This window comes from Terrisporobacter muris (genome assembly GCF_024621905.1).
GTDB lineage: Bacteria > Bacillota > Clostridia > Peptostreptococcales > Peptostreptococcaceae > Terrisporobacter > Terrisporobacter muris.
The window spans coordinates 1-2,839 of sequence record NZ_JANKBY010000398.1 but is presented as its reverse complement, the minus strand read 5'-3'; the positions used below and the strand labels follow the sequence as shown (position 1 = coordinate 2,839).

The following is a 2,839-nucleotide window of genomic DNA, read 5'->3' as shown; positions in this document are numbered from 1 at the left end:
ATTTTAAAGATTTCATTACTTTGTCAATTTCTTTACTTGCTTTATCTATAGAAGCTAATCTTTCTTCTTCTGTAGTTCCAGTCCCATCAACTAATATTTCCTTTGTTTTCTTTATACCTATAAACTTTGATATATATTTTATGTAACTAACTCCACGATTTAGAATCAGTTTTGTATATGGAAGTATTTTACCACCACTTGATTGAATATATACTAAACTTCTATCAAAGTCATTTAGTTTTCCTTTTGGTTTTTTATTTTCAAATTTTATCGTCTTTTTGTCTTGAATTACACAGTCAAAATATTCTTTAAGTTGTGGTGGAAAGGATGAATTCCACATTGGTGCTGAAATAACATATACTCTAGCGTTAATAAACTGCTCGCACAAATCATTTATTCTTTGTATTTCTTTTTGATCATGGTCGTCTAATTGTTTTAGAGCTTCTTTTTCAACTAAAGCACTACGACCTGCAAAATATTCATATTCCATTCTTGGTATATGATCTTTGTATAAATCCACTTCCTCCACATCAAAATCAGGATTTTTTTCAATGAACTTCTGTATAAAAAGTCTAGCTACAGTTTTACTTGATGATAGCTTTTCTGGTTTTGAATTACAGCTAATATATAATAATGTTTTTTTCATGTTTCACCTCAAATAAATAATTGATAATATTATATTATTTGTAAAAAATTTGAATTTATTCCTTTTATATAATAAAAAGAAGTACACATTTTTGTGTACCCCTTTGAAATCTATTTTTTCTTCCACTTAGCACTTCTACCTTTTGCCACAACTTCTATTTTACCGCTTTTTCTCAAGTTATTAAAAACTCGGTTAATAGTTGGCTCTGGAATATCAGGACACTGATTTCTCACATCGTCCTTTGTAAAATATCCCAAAGTGGAGTTAATAATCTTTTCTATTCTTCTAGTTTTAGTTTCTTTTTTATTTCCTGTTAAATTCATCTCTTCAGTTAAATCTTCATACGCTATTAGTATAAACTCTAAGAAATAGTCTAGCCATTTATTCATATTATAAGAATCTCTTTCAAAATCTCCTTGTTTAGTAAATAAGGTTTTGAAATATATGTAGTTTTCATCATAATATAATTTTCCCAAGCTAGTAAATCTACCTATCTCATATCCGCTTTTGTTTAAAAGTAATAAAGTTAAAATTTTTGCCATGGCTAAGTTATCTTCCTTAAATGGTGATATTAAGATAAAGTCCATTACAAAAGAAGCAATTATTATAAGATCTTGAACTTTATCTTCTTTCAAAAGCTCATAATATTTTTTACATAAGTTTTCCACTTTATTTTCTATATTTTTTTCTACATTAAATTCATTATCTAAGTCCTTATTAAATTCATCAAATTTTTCATATTCTAAATTCAAATAACCTAGTGCTTCATTTCTATACCTTCCACCTCTTACAAGTGAATATCTATGCAAATATCCATGAAGTTCTAGTATGGTTTGAGAGCATATTTGAATATCTTCATAAGCACTATTTACCGTTTTTACTACATCTCTAAACTCTACAACGCCAATATCCTCCCTAGAATGTGGTGTAATTTCATTATTGATTAACTTAATAAGGTTTTCCTTTCCCCCATTAAAGCTATCAATATAAGTATCATAAACAAATTTAGTAATAGCATCATCAGTCATATCTATTATCACACTCTTAGGTTGTTTTTTATAGATGATTTGCTCTCCTTTATATTCATTTATCTTGCATAACTTTTTTACAATGTTCATATCAACTGATATATTAGTCAATTTTGTCCCCATAGTGTATTCCATAATATTCACTCCAAACCCCATTAATATACATTATTTAAAAAATAATCGTCGTAATACTTAGATTCTACCATAATTTGTTACCATTCACAATTATTTATGTACTATTTCTTGCCAATTTACAGAATATTTTTATTATTCACTTGTGTTTTATAAATTTACAACTTTATTTATTTTGTATTATAACAGAAAAACCTTACTTAAATATTGTTTAAGTAAGGTTTTTCATTATTAAATTAAGTTGTTATTGTAAACGCCTAATAAATCTACATCTTTTACTTTCTTTTTTATTTTTTCTTTATCTATTGTATAAAAACCGAGTTGTTTCATTCTATTTAAATAAATACTTCCTGCAAAAGTGAACCTCTTCTTAGATCCACCTTCTTTATGCATCTCTTCATTGGAGTAAGATATGAAGTCTCCTATTACTAAACTGCTTGGCAATTGCAAATAATCCATATTAGCCAAATATCTTACTGCATTATGTCCAGCTAAAGATCCCGTACAAATTGCTTCCGTATGCCCAACATAAAATCCTGATTTTTCTCCTCCAACAAATAAGTTTTTCATATTTTCCGCTCTCATATAATTATCCCTTGGAGATACTGCCATATATCTGATTGAGTTTCCCTTTCCTCCACTATATGGATCTACTATACAAGCAGTTTCAAAACCAGATACACTTCTTAATTTTTCCAGATTGAAGAAAGGTGACATTAATTTTGCATGTGCTGTGTTAATAGTATTGCGACACTTAAACCAATACGCTTTAAATTATATGGAGATAAGAACTATCGTTTATATAATTATAGCAAAGATGATACTCTTTCAGAAATGATAAAAAAATATAGATTAAATAATAATTTATCTTATAAAGAACTTGGTGAACTTGTAAACTGTTCCCAAGGCCATTTATGGATGATTGAACATAAAGATAGAGACTATCCTCAATCAAAGGTATTAATCAAAAAAATATTAAAATTAGTAAGAAAAGATTTTATACTATGCATAGTAGTAGGAAATATAATTAAGT

General features: G+C 27.4%; 4 protein-coding genes. 1 reads left to right on the top strand and 3 read right to left on the bottom strand.

Going from position 1 to position 2,839, the window contains the following annotated elements; translation table 11 throughout:
* From NSA58_RS18340 to NSA58_RS18330, 3 genes are all read right to left on the bottom strand, one after another.
* Nucleotides 1-646: FMN-dependent NADH-azoreductase (locus tag NSA58_RS18340; RefSeq protein ID WP_257560806.1), on the bottom strand; the 646-nt coding region annotated here is incomplete at its 3' end.
* Between the two features lie 110 nt (nt 647-756).
* Nucleotides 757-1,809 carry a Fic family protein gene (locus NSA58_RS18335; RefSeq protein ID WP_039680740.1) on the bottom strand — a complete coding sequence of 351 codons (1,053 nt, stop codon included), beginning with the start codon at nt 1,807-1,809 and terminating at the stop codon, nt 757-759.
* Between the two features lie 228 nt (nt 1,810-2,037).
* Nucleotides 2,038-2,523: an FAD-dependent oxidoreductase gene (locus NSA58_RS18330; protein WP_257560805.1), complete on the bottom strand. Its 486-nt coding sequence runs from the start codon at nt 2,521-2,523 to the stop codon at nt 2,038-2,040.
* A 9-nt stretch (nt 2,524-2,532) separates the two neighbouring features.
* Between NSA58_RS18330 and NSA58_RS18325 the strand changes: the two genes are divergently transcribed.
* A partial coding sequence (locus NSA58_RS18325; protein WP_257560804.1) for a helix-turn-helix domain-containing protein occupies nt 2,533-2,839 on the top strand: 307 nt, incomplete at its 3' end.